Genomic DNA, 23,695 nt, shown 5'->3' with positions numbered 1-23,695 from the left:
GGTACCGGTGGACCCAGTGTCATCGGGAGCGGGAACATAAGGGCCTTCTGATACGTTGCGGGCCCGCATCGTTTGCTTGAAGCATTTTCGCATTCCTTTGAACTGGACCCAGACAACCCTCATGCCTCTCGCCACCTCCCAGACAGCACAGCCGCGCGATCTCGACACCAAGCAGATCGACTATAACGATTCCATTCGCGCGACCTATCTTGCAAACGAGGATCTTGCCGAGTGCGGGGCGCGTCTCGCCCGCGAAGGCACAGCCACGCTGCCGGTCTTCCTGCCCTTCGAATTCAAGCCGCGGCACAAGGAAAACGAAAAGGAGATCTTCCGCGTCTACCGCGAAACCGCGCGCGATGTGGAAGCTGGTGCGTCCATCACGCCTGCTGCCGAATGGCTGCTCGACAACCATTTCGTGGTCGAGGAGGCGATCCAGGAAGTGCGCCGTGACTTCCCGAACAAGTTCTACCGCCAGCTTCTGACCATGCCGGTCAACAACGGCCAGGTCCTGCCGCGCACGCTGGCACTGGCGTGGATGTATGTCGCCCACACCCACAGCACGGTTTCGCGCGAAAGCCTTACCGCACTCGTCGATGGCTTCCAGCGGCACGAGACGCTGCGGATCGGCGAACTGTGGGCCCTGCCGTCGCTGCTGCGATTCGTGCTGATCGAAAACCTGCGCCGCGTCGCCCTGCGCGTCGAACGTTCGCGCGACATGCGCACCAAGGCCAACGAGGTAGCCGACCAGATCCTTCGCCTCAACGACCCCGACGGCTGCCCGGCGCTCCTGGCGCAGCATGAAGCGCTGACGGCCGACAACACCTTCGTTGCCCAGCTTCTCTACCGCCTACGTGATGGCTCGCGCACCTCGGGCGTGGTCATCAACTGGCTGGAGGAGCGGCTCGCTCGTCGCGGCACGGACCTTGAGAACGTGCTGGTCGCCGAACAGAACCGGCTGTCCTCCGGCAATGCCACCATGGGCAGCATCATCCGCAGCCTGCGCGAAATCGACGATACGGAATGGCCGGTCTGGTACGAAAGCGTCAGCCAGATCGACCGTCTGCTGCGCGAGAAATCCGATTACGCCGCACTCGACTTCGGCTCACGCGACAAATACCGCAACACCATCGAAAAGCTCGCCCGACGCTCCGAGAAGTCGGAAGTCGAGATCACCCAGATTGCCATCGACATGGTCGAAGCCGAGCAACAGGGTGTGCGTGCCGATGCCGACCGCGAGCCGAATGTCGGCGCATACCTTGCCGGCAAGCAGCGCCATGCCCTGGAAGAGCGGATCGGTTACCGTCCTTCCCCGATGCAGACCATCGTGCGGGCCTGCCGCAAGCTCGACTGGATGGCGATCGCCGGGCCGAACGTGCTGCTGACCATTCTGGCGATGGTGCTGATCTATTCCTTCATCAGCCCCATGGCGATCCCGTCCGGCGCCAAGCTGATCATCCTCCTTCTCTTCGCGCTGCCGGCGTCGGAAGGCGCCAGCGGTCTCTACAATACACTCGTGACCTTCTTTGTGCAGCCGACGCGTCTCGTCGGCTATGAGTTCCTCGACGGCATTCCGGAAGACGCCCGGACCCTCGTCGTCGTGCCCTGTCTCATTTCAAAGCGCGACCACGTGGACGAACTCGTCCGCAATATCGAGGTCCATTATCTCGCCAACCCCAAGGGCGAGGTCTACTTCGCCCTGGTCAGCGACTGGGCCGACAGCAAGTTCGAGGAAACGGCAACCGACCTCGATGTGCTCGACTATGCCAAGAAGGAGATCGCGGCCCTTTCGGCGCGCTATGCCTTTGACGGCCGCACCCGCTTCTACCTCCTGCACCGCCGCCGCCTGTTCAACGAGGCCGAGGGCGCGTGGATGGGCTGGGAGCGCAAGCGCGGCAAGCTGCACGAGCTGAACCTGCTGCTGCGCGGCGACCGCGACACGACGTTCCTGCCGGGCGCCAACACGGTGCCGGAAAATGTACAGTACGTGATGACGCTCGACGCCGACACGCGCCTGATGCGCGATGCGGTGACCAAGCTCGTCGGCAAGCTCTACCACCCCATCAACCGCCCGGTGATCGACGCCAAGACGCAGACCGTCACGGCCGGCTATTCGATCCTCCAGCCGCGCGTTACGCCCTCGCTGACGACAGGCAGCGACGCCTCCGCCTTCCAGCGGATCTTCTCGGCCAATCGCGGCATCGACCCCTACGTCTTCACCGTCTCAGACGTCTATCAGGACATCTGCGGGGAAGGCACCTTCACGGGCAAGGGCCTCTACCATGTCGACGCTTTCGAGACCGCGCTGAAGGGCAAGATCGACGAAAACGCCGTTCTCAGCCACGATCTTCTCGAAGGCTCGCTGTCGCGCTGTGCCCTCGTGACCGACGTCGAACTCGTCGAGGATTTCCCGACCCGCTACGAGGTGGAAATGTCGCGCCAGCATCGCTGGGCCCGCGGCGACTGGCAGTTGCTGCCCTTCCTCTTCGATAGCAGTAACGGCGTGTCCTGGCTCGGCCGCTGGAAGATGTACGACAACCTGCGTCGCTCGCTGATCCCATGCGCTTGGCTGATCGCCTCCGTCATGGGCTGGTACTACATGGAGCCGAACGAGGCGCTGATCTGGCAGGTCCTGCTGATCTTCTCGCTCTTCGTCGCCCCGACGCTCTCACTGGTCTCCAGCATCATGCCGCGTCGCAATGACATTGTTGCCCGCGCCCATCTGCATTCCGTTCTGTCCGAAGTGCGTGCCGCCAACGCGCAGGTCGCGCTGCGCATCGTCTTCATCGCCCACAATGCCGCGATGATGCTCGATGCCATCGTACGTTCCGTCTATCGCACCTTCGTCAGCCGCAAGCTGATGCTGGAGTGGCGCACCGCCGCGCAGGTTCAGAGCGCGGGACAGGGCACTGTGCTTAACTATTACCGCAGCATGTGGACGGCACCGGCCCTCGCCATACTCTCGCTGGCGCTCGCCGCCATTTCCGACACGGGCCTGCCCTTCATCGGCATCCCTTTCGCCCTGATCTGGATGCTCTCGCCGGCCATTGCCTGGTTCGTCAGCCAGTCGGCCGAGACCGAGGACCAACTTGTCGTCGCCGAGCCCGTCGTTGCCGAGTTTCGCCGCATCGCCCGTCGCACCTGGCGTTATTATGAGGACTTCGTCAACGAGAAGCAGCACTTCCTGCCGCCGGACAATTTCCAGGAAACGCCGCAGCCGGTTCTGGCCGCGCGCACCTCGCCGACCAATATCGGCGTCTACCTGCTCTCCGTCATGTCGGCCCGCCAGTTCGGCTGGATCGGCTTTGAGGAAACCATCCGCCGCATGGAGCAGACCATCGCCACAGTCGATGCGATGCCGAAATATCGCGGCCATCTTTTCAACTGGTACACGACAGACACGCTGGAAACCATGGAGCCGAAATACGTCTCGGCCGTCGACAGCGGAAACTTGGCTGGCCACCTGATTGCCGTCTCCTCCATGTGCGCAGAGTGGGCCGAAGCCCCCTCCGCCCACATTGCGGGCAGCCTCGACGGCATCGGCGACGCCGCCGACATTCTCGCCGAAACGCTGGCCCAGCTTCCCGATGACCGCAAGACGGTGCGGCCGCTGCGCAAGCTGATCGCCGAGCGCATCGAGGGCTTCCACAATGCCCTGAAGGCCGTCAAGCGCGAGCCCGAATTTGCGTCCATCCGCGTCATCAACCTCGCGGTTCTCGCGCGCGACATCCACAAGCTGACGATCAATCTCGACCACGAGATCGGCACGCCGACCAGCGCTGAAGTCGTCCATTGGGCCGAAGCCACGGTGAACGTCTGCGAATCCCACATCGCCGACGGCGTCTTCGACCTGAATGCCATCGAGGATATGCGCAAGCGCCTCGCCGTTCTGCGCGACCGTGCCCGCAACATCGCCTTTTCGATGGACTTCCGCTTCCTGTTCCGTCCCGAGCGTCGTCTGCTGTCCATCGGCTACCGCGTCGCGACGAGCGAACTGGACGAGGCCTGCTACGACCTACTGGCCTCCGAGGCCCGTCTCACCAGCCTCTTTGCCATCGCCAAGGGCGATCTGCCGACCGAGCACTGGTACAAGCTCGGGCGCCCGGTCGTGCCGATCGGCGCGCGCGGCGCGCTGGTCTCCTGGTCCGGCTCGATGTTCGAATACCTCATGCCCCCGCTCGTCATGCAGGAGCGACAGGGCGGCATCCTGAACCAGACCAACAACCTGATCGTTCAGGAGCAGATCAACCACGGCCGCCGTCTCGGCACGCCCTGGGGCATTTCCGAAGCCGCCTTCAATGCGCGCGACCACGAAATGTCCTACCAGTACACCAACTTCGGTGTCCCGACGCTCGGCCTGAAGCGTGGTCTCGGCCAGAACGCCGTCATCGCGCCCTACGCCTCGATCCTCGCCGCTATGTATGCCCCTGAAACTGCGCTCGAAAACCTCAAGCGCCTCACCGCCGTCGGTGCGCTTGGCCGCTACGGCTTCCACGACGCCGTGGACTTTACGCCGACCCGCGTGCCGGACGGACAGACCTGCGCGGTCGTTCGCAACTACTATGCCCACCACCACGGCATGTCGATCGCGGCCATCGCCAACGTCTGCTTCAATGGGCAGCTGCGCGAGTGGTTCCACGCCGATCCTGTGATCGAGGCGGCCGAACTGCTGCTGCAGGAAAAGGCGCCGCGCGACATTCCGATCATGAACGCCAAGCGCGAGCCGGAATCGGTCGGCGGCGGCCAGGCGGATCTTCTCCGTCCGGAAATCCGCGCCGTCGAACATCCCGCCGCGGCGGATCGTTCCACCGTGTTCCTCTCCAACGGCCATTATGGCGTCATGCTGACGGCGACCGGCTCCGGCTATTCGCGCTGGAACGGCCTCTCCGTCACGCGCTGGACACCCGATCCGGTCGAAGACCGCTCCGGCACTTTCCTCTTCCTGCGCGACACGACAACCGGAGAATGGTGGTCGGCAACGGCAGAGCCGCGCCGAGCCGCTGGCGAAAAGACGCTGACGCGCTTCGGCGACGACAAGGCCGAATACGTCAAGAGCGTCGGCACGCTGCAGTCGGAAGTCGAGTGCATCGTCGCGACCGAACATGACGCCGAAGGCCGCCGCCTGACGCTGATCAACACCGGACAGGAAGACCGCTTCATCGAAGTGACCTCCTATGCCGAGCCGGTACTGACAACCGACGACACCGACAGCGCTCATCCGCTGTTCTCGAAGATGTTCGTGCGCACCGAGATCGGCCGCAAGGGCGACGTCATCCGCGTCTGGCGCAACCGTCGCACGCCGAGCGATCCCGATGTCACGGTCGCGCACCTCGTTTCCGATCTTGCCGGTACAACCCGCCCGACCGAGATCGAGACGGATCGCCGCCGCTTCATCGGGCGGGGCCGCACGCTGGCGGAGGCTGCCGCCTTCGATCCGGGCGCGGTTCTTTCCAATACCGATGGCTATACGCTCGACCCGATCGTGTCGCTCCGCCGCACCATCCGCGTGCCCGCCGGCAAGAAGGTCGCCGTCGTGTTCTGGACGATTGCTGCCCCGAACCGCGACGAACTCGACCGCGCCATCGACCGGTACCGCCATCCGGACAGCTTCAACCACGAACTCATCCACGCCTGGACCCGCAGCCAGGTGCAGATGCGCCACGTCGGCATCACATCGCAGGAGGCTGCAAGCTTCCAGGTTCTCGGCCGCTACCTCGTCTATCCCGACATGCAACTGCGCCGTGACGCAGCAAGCGTAAAGGCCGGACTTGCCTCGCAGGCCTCGCTCTGGCCTCTGGCGATTTCGGGTGACTTCCCGATCTTTTGCCTGCGTATCGACGACGACAGCGATCTCGGCATTGCCAGAGAAGCCCTGCGTGCCCAGGAATATCTGCGTTCGCGCGGCGTCACCGTCGATCTCGTCATCCTCAACGAGCGCGCCTCCTCCTATGCGCAGGACATGCACCACGCGCTGGAAGCCATGTGCGAGAATCTGCGCCTGCGCAGCCAGTCTGATGGCGCCCGCCAGCACGTCTTCACGGTCCGCAAGGATCTGATGACGCAGGAGACTTGGGCGGCCCTGCTCGCCACGGCACGCGCCGTCTTCCACGCGCGCGCCGGCAAGCTTTCCGACCAGATCGCCCGCACCGTCTCCCTCTATGCGCCGAGCGCGAAGGATGATGGGCCAGCCCTGCCTCTCGCCGCCCTCCCCGTTGCCAAAGCCTATCCGGGCGCGGCAGCAGCCGTTGATGGGAGCGATCTCACCTATTGGAACGGTTTTGGCGGTTTCGACCTGCCGACCGGCGAATATATCGTCCGTCTGGTCGGCGGCGGCGCGACGCCGCATCCGTGGTTGAACGTGATCTCGAACGAAAACTTCGGCTTCCACGTCTCCGCGGAGGGCACGGCCTACACCTGGAGCCGCAATTCGCGAGACTACCAGCTGACACCCTGGACCAACGATCCTGTGATGAACCGTCCGGGCGAGGCCGTCTTCATCCGCGACCTCGACAATGGCGAGGTGCTGACGCCCTATGCCGCCCTCTCGCGCGATACGACGCGCCGCTTCGAAACCCGCCACGGCCTCGGCTACTCCGCCTTCACCACCGGTGGCGACGATCTCGCCATCACCGCGGTGCAGACCGTCCACACGGACGAGGCGGTCAAACTGACGAAGGTGACGCTGGAAAATCGATCCGGCAACGCCCGCCGTCTGCGCCTCTACGGCTATGCGGAATGGGTGCTCGGCAACAACCGCGCCCGCACGGCACCCTTCGTGCTGACGCAGCGCGACGAAACCGCCGCCGCCATCTTCGCCACCAACCCCTACAGTGTCGGCTATGGCAGCCGTGTGGCCTTCTTTGCAACGAGCGAGAAAGAAGCGACGCTGACCGCCAGCCGCCGAGAGTTCCTCGGTGTGGCGGGCAGCATACAGCGCCCGACGGCTGTTTTTGATGGCGCCGCGCTCTCGGGCGCGTTCGGCACCGATGGTGACCCCTGCGCCGCCCTTGCAGTCGATGTCACGCTCGCCGCCGGCGAGAGCCGCTCTGTCGTCCTCGTGATGGGTGACGCCGATGGCCAGGAGGCCGCATCCGCCCTGCTGCGGCATGCTCTCAGCCTGGACTTTGATGCGGTGCTCGCGGCCTCGCAGGCCAAGTGGCAGGCCATGACCTCGGACGTGACCGTCTCGAGCGGCGATCCGGCCTTCGACCTTCTCGTCAACACCTGGCTGCCCTACCAGAGCCTTGCCTGCCGCGTGACGGCACGCTCGGCCTTCTATCAGGCGAGCGGCGCCTTCGGCTTCCGCGACCAGTTGCAGGATACGCTGGCCTTCCTCGCTACCCGTCCGGAGCTCGCCCGCAAGCAGATCCTCAATGCCGCCGCCCGCCAGTTTGCGGAGGGCGATGTCCTGCACTGGTGGTTGCCGGGGACCGGCGAAGGCGTGCGCACCCTGATTTCGGACGATGTCGTCTGGCTGGCCTACGCTGCCGAACACTACTGCAGCGTCACGGGCCGTACGGACGTCCTCGACGAGCAGGTTCCCTTCATCGAGGGACCCGCGCTCACCGAGGGCCAGCATGACAACTTCTTCCGCCCGACCGTCTCTGCAACCACCGCGCCGCTCTACGAGCATTGCGCGCTGGCGCTCGACCTCGCCATCGCCCGCACCGGTACCAACGGCCTGCCGTTGATTCTGGGCGGCGACTGGAACGACGGCATGAACCGGGTCGGCATCGAAGGACGCGGCACCAGCGTCTGGCTGGGCTGGTTCCTCGCGGCCACGCTGACCGCCTTCCTGACCCATGCGAAGGCGCGGGGCGACGAAGCCCGTGTCACGCGCTGGACGGCCCATCTCCAGAGCCTGAAGACGGCGCTGGAAACGGCAGGCTGGGATGGCAACTGGTATCGCCGCGGCTACTTCGACGACGGCACGCCGCTCGGCAGCGCCTTCGAACCGCAGTGCCTGATCGATTCCATCGCTCAGTCCTGGAGTGTGCTGTCCGGCTTCGCCGATCCAGACCGCGCCACGAAGGCGATGGATTCGGTTCTGTCGGAACTGGTCGATCAGGACAACCGCCTGATCCGCCTCTTCACTCCGCCCTTTGCGGACGGTCCGCAGGATCCGGGCTACATTGCCGGTTACCCGCCGGGCGTGCGCGAAAATGGCGGCCAGTATACCCATGCCGCGACATGGAGCGTTCTGGCGCTGGCGCGTCTTGGCCGCGAGCAACAGGCCTGGGATGCCTTCCAGCTCCTGAACCCGATCCTGAAGGCGACCGATCCCGATACGGCAGAACGCTACCGCGTCGAGCCCTATGTGATCGCCGCCGACGTCTATTCCGAAGGCGACCTCGCCGGCCGTGGCGGTTGGACCTGGTATACCGGCTCGGCCGGCTGGCTCTACCGTGTTGCGGTCGAAGGCCTGCTCGGCATCCGCCGCAAGGGTGATCAGCTCTTCGTCGAGCCCTGCCTGCCGCCGGAGTGGAACACCGTGTCCGTCAGTCTGAAGATCGAAGGCAAGCGCCTCGACCTGTCAATCAATCGTGAGGCGGGCGGCTATTTGGTCACCTGCAACAATTCTGTCATGGAAAACAGAGAAGACGGTATTCCGATCTAGAGGGTCACGCCTTCTCTGCTCGCAATGCCCTGCGCGCCGTTCCCTTTTTAAGGATGCGACGCGCGGGGTCGTTTCGGCCCCAAAAAGGCCGTCGAAGGGCGTCACAAGGCCGGCCTGAAAGGACACTTTGCGCATCATCCGCGAGGCGCTGCATTCGCAAAGGCGTCAACATGAAACCATGGAGCCATCTGGGCGAGCACGATCTCGATCTCGCCGTACACGCTCCGGAGCCGTTTGAAAGAGCCGTGCCGGAGCACCGATGCTGGACAGACCAAGTTCCCTGCCATCACCGCAAGGTGGGCCACTGAGGCAGCCGACGGATATGACATCCGTGACACAGCATCTTGCCTCCCCCACCCTCAGCCTTTCAGAAGGTGAGCGCGATACGCGCCTTGACGTCTGTCGTGCTCTTTGTCTCCTGATGATCTTCATCAATCACGTGCCGGGCCAGTATTTCGAATATCTGACGACGAAGAATTTCGGCTTCTCCGACTCGGCAGAGGCCTTCGTGCTGATCTCCGGTCTTTCCGTGGCGCTTGCCTATAGCCGCAAATTCGTGCCGCCGCAGCGGCTATCGGTGACGCTGAAGGCCTTGCGCCGCGCCTTTACTCTCTATGTCGCCCACATCATGACGAGCGTCATGACGCTCGCGATCTTCGCGGCCGGGGCGCTTTACTTCGGCCGGCAGGATCTGATCGGTGAAATCAACATCCGCCCCATTGTCGAGAACACCGAACAGGCCATTGTCGCCATGGTGCTCCTCGGCCATCAGCTGGGCTACAACAACATCTTGTCGCTCTATGCCGTCCTTTTCCTCATGGTGCCCGGCATTTTGTGGCTGCAATCGAAAAGCAAGGCTCTCCTGCTCCTGGCCTCCGGCGCAATCTGGCTGCTCGCCGGCCTCTTCAAGATCGTGCCGCCGAACTTTCTCGATGACGGATACTGGTTCCTCAACCCCTTTTCCTGGCAATTCCTGTTTGTCATCGGCATCGTCACGATGACGACAGCCCGAGAGCGCGGAGGCCTGACGAAAAGTCCAGCACTCAGAGCCCTCGCGATCGTCTATCTGACGCTGTCCTTCTTCTGGGTAGTCCTGTCCTTGTGGAACCTCGAGCGCTCCTTCGGCCTGCCGCCGGTCCTGACCGGCTTCGACAAGACCTTCCTGTCCGTCTCGCGGCTGCTGCACGCACTTGCGCTCGCCTATGTCATCGCGACAGTTCCGGCCATCAGTGATCGCCTGCGCATGCCGGGCGATCACCCGCTGGTTCTCGTTGGCCGTCACTCGTTGCCGATCTTCATCTTCGGCACGATCCTCGCCATGGGCGGGCAAGTCCTGCTCTTCGTGGTCGATCGCAACATGATGATCGGCACGGTCTACGTCGCCTTCGGCATCTTCCTGCACTTTGCCTATGCGCGCTATCTGACTTGGCTAAAGAAGGCGCAAAGGCCGATTGCCGTTCCCCTCTGAGCGAGAACAAGGTCGGGGATGATCCCGCCTCGCTGACCTGGTTGACCGGCGCGCCAGCCCGTCGCCTGTTACGCGCCGCGGTCGAGCGCACCGACCTTGCGCATACCGACGTCCCGGACGATTTCCGCCACGAGATTGAGCTGCGCCGCGAGTGGATTGGTCTTGCGCCAGACCATGCCAATGGTGCGCACCGGGCGCGGTTCGCGCAGCCTCGCGACGGAGACGGTGGCCGAGCGGGTTTCTGTCTCGACCGCCATCTGCGGAATGAGCGTGACGCCGATACCGGCGCTCACCATCTGAACCAGCGTCGAAAGCGAACTGCCCTCCATCAGGTCACGCGGTGTGGCCGTGCCGATGCTGCAGAAAGACAAGGCCTGATCGCGAAAACAATGCCCCTCTTCCAGCAACAGCAGGCGCATTTCGGTCAGCTTTTCCGAGCTCGGCACCGGCTTTTCGGCGTCCTCGACCGGACGCACCAGCACGAATTCCTCGCCGAACAGCGCCACCTCTTCCAGAAGCGGCTCCGACACCGGCAGTGCCACCACGGCGGCATCAAGCCGTCCTTCGACGAGATCCCGGATCAGCTTGCGCGTCACCGCCTCGCGCGGGCGCGGATCGAGATGGGGATAGCTCGTTGCCAGCGCCTTGATCAGTCCGGGCAGCAGGTAAGGCGCGACCGTCGGGATGATGCCAAGCCGCAGCTGGCCGGAAAACGGTCCGCGCGCCGCCCGCGCCAGCCCCTCCAGCTCTTCGACCGAATGCAGGATCGCGCGCACCCGCTCGGCGAACTGTTCGCCCAGCACGGTCAGCCCCGCCCGCCGACCGCCCCGTTCCACCAGCTTGGCACCGATCAACTCTTCCAGTTCGCGGATCTGGATCGACAGGGCCGGCTGCGACACGGCGCAATCATCCGCCGCCCGGCCGAAATGGCCGATTCGCGCCAGGGCGTCAAAGTAGCGCAGATGTTTCATCGACAGGTTTGTCATAAGATTTTTATATCGGTGTCTTTAGAATATACAATTGGAATTTATCAAAGGGCTCTGATAGCCCCGGTAACACCGGTGTCCGGGAGCGCCGCTGGGCAGGCTTCGGCCTTCACCCCACCGCATTTTCGAGGCACGGATCGCATTCCCATTGACCCATGGAGAGCAAGATGGACGCACACAACAAGGATCTGGCTGGCAAATGTCCGGTCATGCATGGCGGCAACACCGCCCAGGGCAAATCCGTCACCGAATGGTGGCCGAACGCCCTGAACCTCGACATCCTGCACCAGCACGATGCGAAGACCAACCCGATGGGCCCGGCCTTCGACTACCGTGAAGAGCTGAAGAAGCTCGACGTGGAGGCCCTTAAGGCCGACCTGCACAAGCTCATGTTCGAAAGCCAGGAATGGTGGCCGGCCGACTGGGGCACCTATGTCGGCATGATGGCCCGCGTCACCTGGCACGCCGCTGGCTCCTACCGCGCCACCGACGGCCGCGGCGGCGCCAATACGGGCAACCAGCGCTTCGCACCGCTGAACTCCTGGCCCGACAACGTCAACACCGACAAGGGCCGCCGCCTGCTCTGGCCGATCAAGAAGAAATACGGCAACAAGATCTCCTGGGCCGACCTCATCGCGCTCGCCGGCACCATCGCCTACGAGGCCGCCGGCCTGAAGACCTTCGGTTTCGCCTTCGGCCGCGAAGATATCTGGCATCCGGAAAAGGACACCTACTGGGGCGACGAGAAGGAATGGCTGGCGCCGAGCGACGGCCGCTACGGCGACGTGACCAAGCCCGTCACGCTCGAAAACCCGCTCGCCGCCGTGCAGATGGGCCTCATCTACGTCAATCCGGAAGGCGTCAACGGCAAGTCCGATCCGCTGGCGACGGCCGCCCAGATGCGCGAGACCTTTGCGCGCATGGGCATGAACGACGAGGAAACCGTTGCGCTCACCGCCGGCGGCCACACGATCGGCAAGTGCCATGGCAATGGCAACGCCGCCGACCTCAGCGCAGATCCTGAAACCGCCGGCCCCGAATTCCAGGGCCTCGGCTGGGTCAACACCAAGGGCCGCGGCATCGGTCGCGACACGGTCGTCTCCGGCCTCGAAGGCGCCTGGACGAGCGAGCCCACGAAGTGGGACAACGGCTACTTCAAGATGCTCTTCGGCCACGAATGGCACCATGTGAAGACCCCGGCCGGCGCCACCCAGTGGGAGCCGATCTCGATCGCCGAGGAAGACAAGCCGGTCGACGTGGAAGATCCCTCCATCCGCGTCATGCCGATGATGACCGACGCCGACATGGCGCTGCGCGTCGACCCGATCTATCGGGAGATCTCACTGAAGTTCAAGGACGACCAGGACTACTTCTCCGACGTCTTTGCCCGCGCCTGGTTCAAGCTGACCCACCGCGACATGGGCCCCAAGGCCCGCTACTTCGGCCCCGACGTGCCGCAGGAAGACCTGATCTGGCAGGATCCGATCCCGGCCGGCCGCACCGACTATGACGTTTCCGCCGTCAAGACGAAGATCGCTGCTGCCGGTCTGCCGGTTGCCGATCTCGTCGCCACCGCCTGGGACAGCGCCCGCACCTTCCGCCAGTCGGACTTCCGCGGCGGCGCCAATGGTGCCCGCATCCGTCTCGCTCCGCAGAAGGACTGGGAAGCCAACGAACCGGCGCGCCTCGCCAAGGTTCTCGCCGCCCTCGAGCCGATCGCCGCGGAAACCGGCGCCAGCATCGCCGACGTGATCGTTCTCGCCGGCAACTACGGCGTCGAGCAGGCTGCCAAGGCCGCCGGCTTCGACATCGCCGTGCCCTTCACCGCCGGCCGCGGCGACGCGACCTCCGAACAGACGGATGCCGAGAGCTTCTCCTATCTGGAACCGGCCGCCGATGGCTTCCGGAATTTCCAGAAGAAGGACTACGTCGTCACGCCTGAGGAAATGCTGCTCGACCGCGCCCAGCTTCTGGGCCTGACCGCCCCGGAACTGACCGTCCTCATCGGCGGCCTGCGCGTCATCGGCACCAACCATGGCGGCACGGCCCACGGCGTGTTCACCGACAGGGTCGGTGCGCTGACCACCGACTTCTTCACCACTCTGACCGACATGGCCTATAGCTGGGTGCCGACCGGCAAGAACAGCTACGACATCCGCGACCGAAAGACCGGCGCCACCAAGTACACGGCGAGCCGTGTTGATCTGGTGGTCGGCTCCAACTCGATCCTGCGCGCCTATGCGGAAGTCTATGCCCAGGACGACAACAAGGAGAAGTTCGTGAAGGACTTCGTCGCCGCCTGGACGAAGGTCATGAACGCCGACCGCTTCGACGTCGCCGCCTAAGGTCCAGCATCATCGACATAAGAAAACGGCCCTCCGATAACTCGGGGGGCCGTTTTGCGTTCGGCATACTCTTCGGGGCCGGTCAGTCAGTGCTTGGTCGGACCCTTGCCGGCAGAACCCGCGTTGGGCACGCTCTTTGCCGGCGGGGCCGCGTCGGCGGGCTTGCCTTCATGGGCATGGGCCTTGGGGCCGGCGGTGATCGTGCCGCTCTTCTTTTCCTCGGCGCGCTTGCCGGAGGCCTTGTCCTGCTTCTGCTCGATGTCGCGCATCGTCCGTCTCCATGGTTGGGGTAAGAGGAAAAGCCGGCACACGCCCAAAGGTTCCGTCAGCGCCCGCAAACCATCTTGGGAATGGCCAAACGGAAACGGCCGCTCTGCAGGAGAGCGGCCGTCATCAAAGGTAACGCCTTGAGGCTCTGGCCCGGTCAGGCCGCCGTTGCGGTCTTGCGGACCTCGTCGTCGGTGAGGATACCGCTGGCGCGCAGCAGGGCGGCAAAGCGGCCGTTGCTGTGGCTGAGCTCGTGGAAGCCGCCCATCTCCACCACCTGGCCGCGATCCATGAAGATCACCAGATCGGCCTCGCGAACCGTCGACAGACGGTGCGCGATGATGAAGGTGGTGCGGTCGCGGCGCAGATTGTCGATCGCCGTCTTCACACGGTCTTCCGTCTCCACGTCCAGCGCGCTGGTTGCCTCGTCGAGCACAAGGATCGGCGCGTTCTTCAGGATGGCGCGGGCAATCGCGATGCGCTGGCGCTCGCCGCCCGAGAGCCGGTTGCCGCGTTCGCCGACATGGGTGTCGTAGCCGTTGAGGCGGCTTTCGATGAACTCATGCGCGGCGGCGGCATCGGCAGCATGCTGGATTTCCTCTGCCGTCGCCGTCTCGCGGCCGAGACGGATATTGTCCCGGATCGAACGGTTGAGCAGGCCGGCATCCTGGAACACCGTGGCGATGGAGCGACGCAGCGACTTGCGCGTCACCGTCGAGATATCGACGCCATCGATGGTGATCGAACCCGACTTCGGCTCATGGACCCGCTGCAAGAGGTTAACGAGGGTCGTCTTGCCGGCACCGGTCGGGCCGACGATCGCCACGGTCTGGCCGGCCTTCACCGAGAAGGAGACATTGCGCATGCCCTGTGCGGCATTGGCAAAGTCGAAGGAGACGTCGTTGAAGACAACCTCGCCCTTCACATCCTTCAGTTCGATGGCAGTTGCCGGCTCTTCGCGGTCACGCACCGAGTCTTCCAGCTCGAAAAAGTCCTCGAGCTTCGCGCGCGCTTCGAAAATCTGCGTCACGAAAGCCTTCATCTGGTCGAGACGGCCGATCAGCAGGTTTGCAAAGCCGATGAAGGCAATGACTTCGCCCACGCCGATTTCGCCGCGCTGCACGAGGAATGTGCCGATGATGAGAATGACCATCATCGAGATCGTCGAGGCGATACGATTGAGCGCAGAGGCCAGCGCCCACCAGTCGAGAACCGGGAACTGGGCCGAGATCAGACGCTCCGTAAACTTCTTCAGCTCGCGGGTTTCCGCCTCGATGCGGTTGTAGCTGTGCACGACCGACACGTTGCTGATGGAGTCGGACACATGCGAGAACACCGTGTGGTAGTGGTTTTCCACGGCAGCCTGGCCGTCACGCGTCTTGTCCATCACCACCTTGCCGACGATGACGTAGGAAATACCGAGAACGACGAGCACGATCGAGAGGCGGTAGTCCATCGCAAAGGCGGTCGGAACCAGAAGCACCAGCGCAACGGCCGTTGCCAGATGCGTGCGCATGAATTCGAGCCACAGCGCAAACAGCGTCTCGCAGGCGCGCAGCAGCGTGTGCAGCGCGTTGGACGTGCCACGCTGGCTGTGCCAGGACAGCGGCATGGAAATGATGCGGCCGAAAGCCTCGGTGATGAGGGTCGCACGGCGTCCATGGGCCAGCCTGTCGGCCTCCCGCGCCACGAGAACAAAGGCAATGGTGTTAAACACGCCAAAGCCTGCCCACATCAGGAGCATGGTCGCCACATCCGTCTGCTTGGAAATGGCGTCGATGATGCGGCCGAAGAGAATGGGCTCGATGATGGTGATCACCGCCAGGACGACATTGGCCACCACGACGGAACCGACCCGCAGCCGGTTGGTGGAAAGGTATCGCAGGGCCCGCGCATAAACTTGGAACAACGTCACGATTTCATACCCTTTCTGCGCGTCTCACATCCGGCGGCCGGGGACGGGCTGGGAGCACCCGCGGCCGCTTTTGCGACCAGACCTTTACATCGCGACGTGAGGGTCGCTATTTTTACAACCGGTACGATTGCAAATTTGATTGTCGCATTATCCAGTCCGTTACATGAACCTGCCCTGAATGGTGCGGCGCACACCGAAAGAGGCGCCCTCTAACAGACGCAGGAGCAGGATGTTTCCCAGGATGTTTTCATGAATCTTGCCTTGCTGATGCAGGTCCTGCCCCTGATCGACGACATCCGGAAGCCGGAAGAACTGGCGGCGGAGGTCGAGCGCCTGATGGATCGTTATGGATTTGATTTTTATGGCCTGTTCGACAGCACGCCATTGAGCGCCGGGACGGTGCAGCCGATGCTCGACGGGCGCTGGCCCCGGGGCTGGATGGAGCTTTACATGCAGCGCAAGTACATGCTGGTCGATCCCATGGTCCGCTACCTCGGCCGCGCGCCAAAAGGGTATCGCTGGCAGGAAGCCATCAACGCCTTCAGTAACGATCCACACCGCAAACGGATCGAACGCATGATCACGGAAGCGCGGCTTCACGGGTTGAAGGAAGGGTTCAATTTTCCCGTCCACAGCCGCACCGGCCTTGTCGGCCTCCTTTCTCTCGGCGGTCGGCCGGTCAGCCTGACGGCAGTCGAGATGGCGCTCTTCGAGGGCCTTGCAAAAAAGCTCTTCTGGAAACTGCGCGCCATGCAGGTTCACGAAACGGATGAGAGCGCAGCGCCCCTCACCCATATCGCCATGACGCGGCGCGAGCTCGAAGTGCTCCAGCACCTGGCGGCAGGCATGACGTCGAACGAGATATCGCGCACGCTCGGCCTCTCGCCGCACACCATCGACTGGTACATGAACGGCCTTCAGGACAAGCTGCAGGCCCGAAACCGCCACCATGTCATCGCCGTCGCTTTTCGGCTCGGACTGATTTCCTAAATCGATTCAATGCAAGCCAGGTCGCATTCCGGACGATTATCCGCCGTTCATCGCTGGCATCGATTTCTCAAATTGCGCTTCTCTCAAAAGCCGCTATTAATTTGCTGTGCGGTGCAGCATTCCCGTCTTCAAGTCCACTGAGGAGTCAGACTTGCCCATCTCCAAGATCCTTGTCGCCAACCGGTCCGAAATTGCCATCCGCGTGTTCCGCGCCGCCAACGAGCTGGGCCTGAAAACGGTCGCGGTCTGGGCGGAAGAAGACAAGCTGGCGCTGCATCGTTTCAAGGCAGACGAAAGCTATCAGATCGGCCGGGGCCCACACCTTTTGCGCGACCTCGGTCCCATCGAAAGCTATCTTTCGATCGACGAGATCGTCCGTGTCGCCAAGCTCTCCGGCGCCGATGCGATCCACCCGGGATACGGTCTCCTGTCGGAAAGCCCCGAATTCGTTGACGCCTGCAACGCGGCCGGCATCATCTTCATCGGCCCGCGTCCGGACACGATGCGCCAACTCGGCAACAAGGTTGCGGCCCGCAACCTTGCCATTTCCGTCGGCGTTCCCGTCGTTCCCGCCACCGATCCGTTGCCGGATGATGCCGACGAGATCCACCGTCTGGCCGAGGAAATAGGCTATCCCGTCATGCTGAAAGCCTCCTGGGGCGGCGGCGGACGCGGCATGCGCGCCATCCGTGATCCCAAGGACCTGATCCGCGAAGTGACGGAAGCCAAGCGCGAAGCCAAGGCCGCCTTCGGCAAGGACGAGGTTTACCTTGAAAAGCTGGTCGAGCGCGCCCGCCACGTCGAAAGCCAGATCCTTGGCGATACCCACGGCAACGTCGTGCACCTCTTCGAGCGCGACTGCTCCATCCAGCGCCGCAACCAGAAGGTCGTGGAGCGCGCCCCGGCTCCCTACCTCTCCGCCGCCCAGCGCGAGGAGCTTGCCGCCTATTCCAAGAAGATCGGCGAAGCGACGAACTACATCGGCGCGGGCACGGTCGAGTATCTGATGGATGCCGACACGGGCAAATTCTACTTCATCGAGGTCAATCCGCGCATCCAGGTCGAGCATACCGTGACGGAAGTCGTCACCGGCATCGACATCGTGAAGGCGCAGATCCACATCCTCGACGGCTTTGCCATCGGCACGCCGGGATCGGGTGTCCCCAAGCAGGAAGACATCCGCCTCAACGGCCACGCCCTGCAGTGCCGCATCACCACCGAAGACCCCGAGCAGAACTTCATTCCCGACTATGGCCGCATCACCGGCTACCGCTCGGCCTCGGGCTTCGGCATCCGTCTCGATGGCGGCACGGCCTATCCGGGCGCGGTCATCACCCGCTTTTATGACCCGCTGCTCGTCAAGGTCACGGCCTGGGCGCCGGAACCGGCCGAGGCGATCGCCCGCATGGACCGAGCGCTGCGCGAGTTCCGCATCCGTGGCGTGGCGACAAATCTGACCTTCCTCGAAGCGATCATCACGCACGAGAAATTCCGCGACAACACCTATACGACCCGCTTCATCGATACGACGCCGGAGCTGTTCCAGCAGGTCAAGCGCCAGGACCGCGCCACCAAGCTGCTGACCTACCTCGCCGACGTCACCGTCAACGGGCATCCCGAAGCCAAGGGACGTCCGCGGCCGTCTGCCGATGCAGCAAAACCGGTCGTGCCCTATATCGATCGGGACATCGTGCCCGGCACCAAGCAGAAGCTCGACGAACTCGGCCCGAAGAAGTTCGCCGAATGGGTGCGGGCGCAAAAGCAGGTGCTGATGACCGACACGACGATGCGTGACGGCCACCAGTCGCTGCTCGCCACGCGCATGCGCACCTATGACATCGCGCGCATCGCCGGCACCTATGCCAAGGCCCTGCCGCAACTCTTCTCTCTGGAATGCTGGGGCGGCGCGACCTTCGACGTCTCCATGCGCTTCCTGACGGAAGATCCGTGGGATCGCCTCGCGCGCATCCGCGAGGACGCCCCAAACCTTCTGCTGCAGATGCTGCTGCGCGGCGCCAATGGCGTCGGCTACAAGAACTATCCCGACAATGTCGTGAAGTACTTCGTGCGCGAGGCCGCCCGCGGCGGCATCGACGTCTTCCGCGTCTTCGACTGCCTGAACTGGGTCGACAACATGCGCGTCTCCATGGACGCCGTGGCGGAGGAGAACAAGATCGTCGAGGCAGCCATCTGCTATACCGGCGACCTCCTCAATTCGGCACGCCCGAAATATGATCTGAAGTACTACACCGATCTCGCCGTCCAGCTGGAAAAGGCTGGCGCGCATATGATCGCCGTCAAGGACATGGCCGGCCTGCTGAAGCCCGCCGCCGCCCGTGTGCTGTTCAAGGCCCTGCGCGAAGCCACCGATCTGCCGATCCATTTCCACACTCACGATACCTCGGGCATCTCGGCCGCGACCGTTCTCGCCGCCGTCGAGGCCGGTGTCGACGTAGTGGATGCCGCGATGGATGCGCTCTCCGGCAACACCTCGCAGCCCTGCATCGGCTCCATCGCGGAAGCCCTGAAGGGCACGGAGCGCGATCCGGGTCTCGACACCGAATGGATCCGCCGCATTTCCTTCTACTGGGAAGCGGTACGCCACCAGTATGCGGCCTTCGAAAGCGACCTCAAGGGTCCGGCCTCGGAAGTCTACCTGCACGAAATGCCGGGCGGCCAGTTCACCAATCTCAAGGAGCAGGCCCGCTCCCTCGGCCTCGAGACCCGCTGGCACCAGGTCGCCCAAGCCTATGCCGACGCGAACCAGATGTTCGGCGACATCGTCAAGGTCACGCCCTCCTCCAAGGTCGTCGGCGATATGGCGCTGATGATGGTGAGCCAGGACCTGACCGTCGCCGACGTCGAGAATCCGGCCAAGGATATCGCCTTCCCGGATTCGGTCGTCTCCATGCTCAAGGGCGATCTCGGCCAGCCCCCGGGTGGCTGGCCGCAAGCCCTTCAGAAGAAGGCGCTGAAGGGCGACGAGCCCTACACCGCCGTTCCAGGCTCCCTGCTCCCGCCGGCCGATCTCGATGCCGAACGCAAGGCGATCGAGGACAAGCTGGAGCGCGCCGTCACCAATCAGGAGTTCGCGTCCTACCTGATGTATCCGAAGGTCTTCACGGATTACGCGATGGCCGCTGAAACCTACGGTCCCGTCAGCGTGCTGCCGACGCCCGCCTATTTCTACGGCCTTTCGGCTGGCGAAGAACTCTCGCCGGAAATCGAGCGCGGCAAGTCGCTCGTCATCCTGCATCAGGCCAAGAGCGAGCCGGATGAGCAGGCGATGGTCAAGGTGTTCTTCGAACTGAACGGCCAGCCGCGCCTCATCAAGGTGCCGGATCGCAACCGTGCCGCCACGACCATGCTGCGCCGCAAGGCCGATGCCGGCAGCGCCGCTCATCTCGGTGCGCCGATGCCGGGCGTCATCTCGACAGTCGCGGTCTCGGCCGGCCAGGCGGTCAAGGCCGGCGACGTCCTCCTCTCCATCGAGGCGATGAAGATGGAAACGGCCCTTCATGCCGACAAGGACGGCACGATCGCCGAAGTCCTCGTCAAGGCCGGCGACCAGATCGACACCAAGGACCTGCTGATCGTCTTCGGCTGAGGCTGACCCGAAATTCTCGGCAAACTGAACGTGCCCGGCCTCGTGCCGGGCATTTTCGTTCTTGCGGGAAAGCTCGGCACCGTTTATGCACGTTTTTGCCGATTAATACCGATTTACGACGTATGACCGAACCAGATCACCTTGTCAGCGAGCGCCAGACGCTGATTTTGACCGAATTGCACACGAAAGGCCGCGTTCTCGCCCAGAAACTCGCGCGCGACTTCGGGGTTTCCGAGGACACCGTTCGCCGGGACCTGCGCGAGATGGCGGCGCGCGGCGAGTGCGAGCGCGTCTATGGCGGCGCGCTGCTGCCGCGTGGCACGACCCGCCCGCTTGCCGAGCGCATCGCGGAAGCGCCGACGCGCAAGGCGCTGCTCGGCGCGGCCGCTGCCTCCCTTATCGAAGACGGCATGGTGGTCTTCTTCGACGCCGGCTCGACCAATCTTGCCGTGGTGCGCAGCCTGCCGGCCGGCATGCGCATCACCGCCGTCACCAACACACCCGCCCTCGCCGCCGAACTCACCATGCGGCCCGAGACGCAGTTGATTGTGATTGGCGGCAAGATCGACCCCGTCGTCGGCGCCGCCATCGACACCACGGCGCTGCGCCAGCTTGATCAGATCCGTCCCGACCTCTGCCTCATCGGCGCCTGCGGTATGACCGCCGATCATGGACTCGCCGCCGATGTCTATGAAGACGCCGTCTTCAAGCGCATGGCCTGCGCCGCCGCCCGCCGGACACTGGCGGCCGCGACAAACGAGAAACTGACGCATGCAGCCGCCTTCCAGGTCATGCCGCTGAGCGCCGCCCTCACCGTCGTGGTGGAGGCGGATGCCGACGCGGCGACGACCGCCGCCATCGCCGCCTGCGGGCCCACAATCGTCCGCGCAGTCGCGACCGAAAATCCGATCCAGAGACAAAACCGATGAGCACGACCCGCACCGCACCACTCCTGACGGTCGGCTATATGCCGAAAATCCGGCTGGCCGTTTCCCTGCTGTTCCTGATGAACGGCTTCATCATGGGCAGCTGGGTGCCGAAAATCCCCGAATTCAAAGACAGGCTCGGCGTGTCCGAAGGTGTTCTTGGCCTGCTCGTGCTCGCCTTCGGCATTGGCTCCCTGATTCTGATGCCGGTCGCCGGCGCCCTGTCGGCGCGCCTCGGCTCCCGGCAGGTCTCGCTGGTGTCGGGGGTCTTCCTGACCCCCATGCTGCTCGTCATGACCTTCGTCCCCAATCTTTGGACCGGCTTTGTCGGCATGCTCGCGCTTGGCGCCTTTCTCGGCGCCATGGATGTCGCGATGAACGCCAATGCGATCGAGGTCGAGAAATCCATGCGCCGCGCCATCATGTCCTCCTGCCATGCCTTCTGGAGCCTTGGCGGGGTGCTGGGTGCCGGGGTCGGCGGCATTACGATGGGCACGCTCGGCATCACCGCCCACGCCGTGATCGTCACGATCGTCTCCGCCCTGATGCTGGCCGTTGCCTGGCCGATCACCCTCAGGGACGCGCCGCATCCGGAGGCAAAGAAGGAAAAGCTCAGCCTGCCGAGAACGCTGCTGCCCTGGCTGGTCGGCATCATGGCGCTGTTCTCGATGATCCCGGAGGGCGCGGTGCTGGATTGGAGTGCCCTTTACCTGCGCTCCGAGCTCGGCGCCTCCGTGACCTTCTCCGGTTTTGCCTTCGCTGCCTTTTCTGCCACCATGTGCATCATGCGCTTTGCCGGCGACCTCGTGCGGGATCGTCTCGGCGCCGTTCGCACCCTGCGCGTCAGTGCCGGCTTCGCCCTTGTCGGCATGCTCGTGGCCGGGCTGGCGGGGGATGCCTGGCTTGCGATCCTCGGCTTTGCCTTTGCCGGCATCGGCATTGCCAACATGGTGCCGATCGCCTTCTCGGCGGCCGGAAACATGCCCGGCCTCCAGCCCGGCATCGGCCTCTCCGTCGTCACCTTCATGGGTTATTCCGGCATCCTCGTCGCCCCCTCGGTCATCGGTTTTCTGGCGGAGTACATCGGCTTCGGGGTGATCTATGCGTCACTGCCGGCGCTGTTCATCGTGGTTCTGCTGCTCTCCCACCACGCCGTGCACGCCGATCAGAAACACTGATCAACACGGGCCGGGCGACAAAGGGACGTCACAAACGACTGCCAGATACCGTTGACAAGCCATCGCCGGTCCTCCACCTGAGGACCAGCGAAAACCGGATCTCCGAGGTTGCCATGTCGTCGCGGCTTACCGCTCCCGCATTCGAATTCGAACCGAAGCCCCGTCGCGCCTCCGTCGGCGTGGATGTCGGCGGCGTGATGGTCGGCGGCGGGGCGCCCGTCGTCGTCCAGTCCATGACCAATACCGACACGGCCGACATCGACGCGACGGTGGCGCAGGTCGCCGCCCTCTACAAGGCAGGCTCCGAGATCGTCCGCATCACCGTCGACCGCGACGAGAGCGCCGCCGCCGTCCCGAAAATCCGCGAGCGCCTGGAGCGCCTCGGCCTCGACGTGCCGCTTGTCGGCGACTTCCATTACATCGGTCACAAACTGCTGGCCGATCATCCGGCATGCGCTGAAGCACTGGCCAAATACCGCATCAATCCCGGCAATGTCGGCTTCAAGGACAAGAAGGACCGACAGTTCGCCGCCATCGTCGAAACCGCTATCCGCCACGACAAGCCGGTGCGCATCGGCGTCAATTGGGGCTCGCTCGACCAGGAACTCCTGACCCGCCTGATGGACGAAAACCAGGCCCAAGGCTTTCCGTTGACGGCCCAGCAGGTCATGCGGGAGGCGATCTGCCAGTCCGCCCTTCTCTCGGCCGAACTGGCCGAAGACATCGGCCTGCCGCGCGACAGGATCATTCTCTCCGCCAAGGTGAGCGCCGTGCAGGACCTCATCGCCGTCTACGCCATGCTCGCCACCCGCTCCGACCACGCCCTGCATCTCGGCCTCACCGAGGCCGGCATGGGCACGAAGGGCATCGTCTCCTCCTCGGCCTCGCTCGGCATTCTCATGCAGCAGGGCATTGGCGACACGATCCGCATTTCGCTGACGCCGGAGCCCGGCGGCGACCGCACCCGCGAGGTGCAGGTGGCGCAGGAACTGCTGCAGGTCATGGGCTTTCGCCAGTTCATCCCTGTCGTCGCCGCCTGTCCGGGCTGTGGGCGCACCACGTCCACCGTCTTCCAGGAACTTGCGCAGAAGATCCAGGAGGATATCCGCCGCAACATGCCGGTCTGGCGCGAGAAATATCCGGGCGTCGAAGGCCTGAAGGTCGCCGTCATGGGCTGCATCGTCAATGGCCCCGGCGAAAGCAAGCATGCCGATATCGGCATCTCGCTGCCCGGCACCGGCGAACTGCCCGCCGCTCCCGTCTATATCGATGGCAAGAAAGCGCTGACGCTGCGCGGCACCAACATTGCCGGCGACTTCGAGGCTCTTGTCAACGACTACATCGAGAAGCGCTTCAGCCCCGCCACCTCCTCCGCCGCCGAATAGCCGGCAAACGAAAA

11 protein-coding genes are annotated in these 23,695 nt (G+C 63.9%); 8 read left to right on the top strand and 3 right to left on the bottom strand.

Annotated features, from left to right (window positions below):
- Nucleotides 1–121: 121 nt before the first annotated feature.
- Nucleotides 122–8,614 carry a glucoamylase family protein gene (locus F3H41_RS19755; RefSeq protein ID WP_149740408.1) on the top strand — a complete coding sequence of 2,831 codons (8,493 nt, stop codon included), beginning with the start codon at nt 122–124 and terminating at the stop codon, nt 8,612–8,614.
- Nucleotides 8,615–8,945: 331 nt separating this feature from the next.
- Nucleotides 8,946–10,082, top strand: a complete 1,137-nt coding sequence (opgC, locus tag F3H41_RS19750) for an OpgC domain-containing protein (protein ID WP_280177055.1) — start codon at nt 8,946–8,948, stop codon at nt 10,080–10,082.
- A 68-nt stretch (nt 10,083–10,150) separates the two neighbouring features.
- Here opgC and F3H41_RS19745 read toward each other — a convergent pair whose 3' ends face one another.
- The gene (locus tag F3H41_RS19745; RefSeq protein WP_149740406.1) at nt 10,151–11,068 is read right to left on the bottom strand and encodes a hydrogen peroxide-inducible genes activator; all 918 of its coding nucleotides are present in this window, start codon (nt 11,066–11,068) and stop codon (nt 10,151–10,153) included.
- 167 nt (nt 11,069–11,235) lie between these two features.
- Between F3H41_RS19745 and katG the strand changes: the two genes are divergently transcribed.
- Nucleotides 11,236–13,413, top strand: coding sequence for a catalase/peroxidase HPI (gene katG, locus F3H41_RS19740; RefSeq protein WP_149740405.1), 2,178 nt, complete (start codon nt 11,236–11,238; stop codon nt 13,411–13,413).
- 86 nt (nt 13,414–13,499) lie between these two features.
- Here katG and F3H41_RS19735 read toward each other — a convergent pair whose 3' ends face one another.
- A complete protein-coding gene (locus F3H41_RS19735) occupies nt 13,500–13,682 on the bottom strand; it encodes a hypothetical protein (protein WP_149740404.1) in 183 nt (60 codons plus the stop codon).
- Nucleotides 13,683–13,837: 155 nt separating this feature from the next.
- On the bottom strand, nt 13,838–15,595 hold the full coding sequence (locus F3H41_RS19730; RefSeq protein WP_149740403.1) for a glucan ABC transporter ATP-binding protein/ permease: 1,758 nt from the start codon (nt 15,593–15,595) through the stop codon (nt 13,838–13,840).
- 249 nt (nt 15,596–15,844) lie between these two features.
- On the opposite strand from F3H41_RS19730, the gene F3H41_RS19725 reads away from it, so the two are divergent.
- The 5 genes from F3H41_RS19725 (at nt 15,845) to ispG (ending at nt 23,681) form a co-directional block, all read left to right on the top strand.
- Nucleotides 15,845–16,585 carry an autoinducer binding domain-containing protein gene (locus tag F3H41_RS19725; RefSeq protein WP_149740402.1) on the top strand — a complete coding sequence of 247 codons (741 nt, stop codon included), beginning with the start codon at nt 15,845–15,847 and terminating at the stop codon, nt 16,583–16,585.
- A gap of 151 nt (nt 16,586–16,736) precedes the next feature.
- Nucleotides 16,737–20,192 carry a pyruvate carboxylase gene (gene pyc, locus F3H41_RS19720; RefSeq protein ID WP_149740401.1) on the top strand — a complete coding sequence of 1,152 codons (3,456 nt, stop codon included), beginning with the start codon at nt 16,737–16,739 and terminating at the stop codon, nt 20,190–20,192.
- 122 nt (nt 20,193–20,314) lie between these two features.
- Nucleotides 20,315–21,121, top strand: coding sequence for a DeoR/GlpR family DNA-binding transcription regulator (locus F3H41_RS19715; RefSeq protein WP_149740400.1), 807 nt, complete (start codon nt 20,315–20,317; stop codon nt 21,119–21,121).
- Entirely contained in the window at nt 21,118–22,296 is a 1,179-nt protein-coding gene (locus F3H41_RS19710) for an MFS transporter (RefSeq protein WP_244616285.1), read from the top strand. The genes F3H41_RS19715 and F3H41_RS19710 overlap by 4 nt, the downstream gene beginning before the upstream one ends.
- Nucleotides 22,297–22,409: 113 nt before the next feature.
- Nucleotides 22,410–23,681 carry a flavodoxin-dependent (E)-4-hydroxy-3-methylbut-2-enyl-diphosphate synthase gene (gene ispG / locus F3H41_RS19705; RefSeq protein WP_149740399.1) on the top strand — a complete coding sequence of 424 codons (1,272 nt, stop codon included), beginning with the start codon at nt 22,410–22,412 and terminating at the stop codon, nt 23,679–23,681.
- Nucleotides 23,682–23,695 lie beyond the last annotated feature (14 nt).

The organism is Rhizobium sp. RU20A, assembly GCF_900155885.1.
Taxonomy (GTDB): Bacteria; Pseudomonadota; Alphaproteobacteria; order Rhizobiales; family Rhizobiaceae; genus RU20A.
This window is presented reverse-complemented; position numbering and strand designations above follow the sequence as displayed.

Bases quoted from the DNA above. Each gene is read 5' to 3' on its own strand.
- F3H41_RS19755 (WP_149740408.1), top strand. From the start codon at position 122: ATGCCTCTCGCCACCTCCCAGACAGCACAGCCGCGCGATCTCGACACC.
- F3H41_RS19745 (WP_149740406.1), bottom strand. From the start codon at position 11,068: ATGACAAACCTGTCGATGAAACATCTGCGCTACTTTGACGCCCTGGCG.
- katG (WP_149740405.1), top strand. From the start codon at position 11,236: ATGGACGCACACAACAAGGATCTGGCTGGCAAATGTCCGGTCATGCAT.
- F3H41_RS19735 (WP_149740404.1), bottom strand. From the start codon at position 13,682: ATGCGCGACATCGAGCAGAAGCAGGACAAGGCCTCCGGCAAGCGCGCC.
- F3H41_RS19725 (WP_149740402.1), top strand. From the start codon at position 15,845: ATGAATCTTGCCTTGCTGATGCAGGTCCTGCCCCTGATCGACGACATC.
- F3H41_RS19715 (WP_149740400.1), top strand. From the start codon at position 20,315: ATGACCGAACCAGATCACCTTGTCAGCGAGCGCCAGACGCTGATTTTG.
- F3H41_RS19710 (WP_244616285.1), top strand. From the start codon at position 21,118: ATGAGCACGACCCGCACCGCACCACTCCTGACGGTCGGCTATATGCCG.
- ispG (WP_149740399.1), top strand. From the start codon at position 22,410: ATGTCGTCGCGGCTTACCGCTCCCGCATTCGAATTCGAACCGAAGCCC.